The sequence below is a fragment of the Methanocalculus sp. genome (assembly GCF_029762515.1).
Lineage (GTDB): Archaea > Halobacteriota > Methanomicrobia > Methanomicrobiales > Methanocorpusculaceae > Methanocalculus.
On record NZ_JARVGN010000524.1, the window covers coordinates 1 to 1305 of the forward strand.

Sequence of the window (1305 nt, forward strand, 5' to 3'; positions counted from 1 at the left end):
GGTCAAAGGCTATAACCTCTCCATCCGGAAAGGGGATGCCGCCTGTATCGAAGTTGTGATGGAGGTGGAGTGAGAATGGCATCCTGCCCTCTCTCTCTTCTCTCTCCCGGAACTGCCGGGAAGATTACGGCCGTCCATGCAGGCCAGGGCCTTCGCCTTCGCCTCTATGCACTCGGCCTTGTACCTGAGGCGACAGTTACGGTTGTCACCCGGGACCGGGGATCGATCATCGTCTCTGTCTGCGGCTGCCGGTATGCCCTCTCCCGCGGGATGGCGATGAAAGTCCTGATAGCACCGGAGGTGGCAGCCCAATGAAGAAGACGATCTCGGTTGCCTTAACCGGAAACCCGAATGTCGGGAAGACGACGGTCTTCAATACCTTAACCGGCGCCCGCCAGCATGTCGGGAACTGGCCCGGTGTCACTGTCGAGAAAAAGATGGGGAGATGCGAGCATGCAGGCACTTCAATTGAAGTGACCGATCTCCCCGGCACCTACAGCCTCACCGCATACTCGGCAGATGAGGTGATCGCCCGGAATTTCATCACTCAGGATCGCCCGGATGTTGTTGTCCAGGTGGTGGATGCTTCAAATCTTGAACGGAACCTCTACCTGACGATGCAGCTTGCAGAGCTTGGCCGCCCGGTCATCATCGCCCTGAATATGGTTGATGTGGCAGAGGGACGGGGCGATACCATCGATGAGAAACGCCTCTCCGAACTGCTTGCAATGCCGGTTGTCAGGACAGTTGGAACAAGCGGCAGGGGGCTTGATGAGCTCCTTGAAACGATCGCCGCAGTTGCTGCAAAAGGTGAGAAGCATACCCATACCATAGGGTATGGAGATGATGCTGAAGCCCATATCTCGGATCTCGTCAGGATTCTTGATGACGATCCGGCTCTTACAGGCGGATATCCGCTCCGTTGGCTTGCTGTCCGGGCAATCGAAGGCGATTCTGCTGTCCTGGCATTGATTGGAAAAAGCAATGTTGCAGAAGCCGTGCAGGCAAGACTTCAGCAGATTGATCTTGATGAATATGAAGCACTTCTCGCTGATAAGCGGTACGAGGCAATAGGTGCGATCCTCCCGCAGGCATGCACAGTCTGCGTCAGGAAGATGACCGGATCGGATATGATCGATCGTGTCGTCACCAACAAGTACCTCGGCATTCCGATCTTCCTCGCCCTGATGTGGGGGGCATTCCAGCTCACCTTCGCAGTAGCCGAGCCGTTTATGGCAGGAATTGAGTATGTCTTCGGCTGGCTCGGTGAAGTTGTGGCAGGCTCAATTGGAAATGAATGGCTGG

At 55.8% G+C, this 1305-nt stretch carries 2 protein-coding genes; both read left to right on the forward strand.

Features of this window, described 5'->3' with window-relative positions; translation table 11 throughout:
- Nucleotides 1-75 precede the first annotated feature (75 nt).
- Entirely contained in the window at nt 76-315 is a 240-nt protein-coding gene (locus QCH34_RS12820) for a FeoA family protein (protein ID WP_300334705.1), read from the forward strand.
- Nucleotides 312-1305 (forward strand): ferrous iron transporter B (locus QCH34_RS12825; protein WP_300334707.1); only part of this gene is annotated, 994 nt, incomplete at its 3' end. The genes QCH34_RS12820 and QCH34_RS12825, both read left to right, overlap by 4 nt.

Coding starts and splice junctions, on each gene's coding strand:
- QCH34_RS12820 (WP_300334705.1), top strand. CDS start 76: ATGGCATCCTGCCCTCTCTCTCTTCTCTCTCCCGGAACTGCCGGGAAG.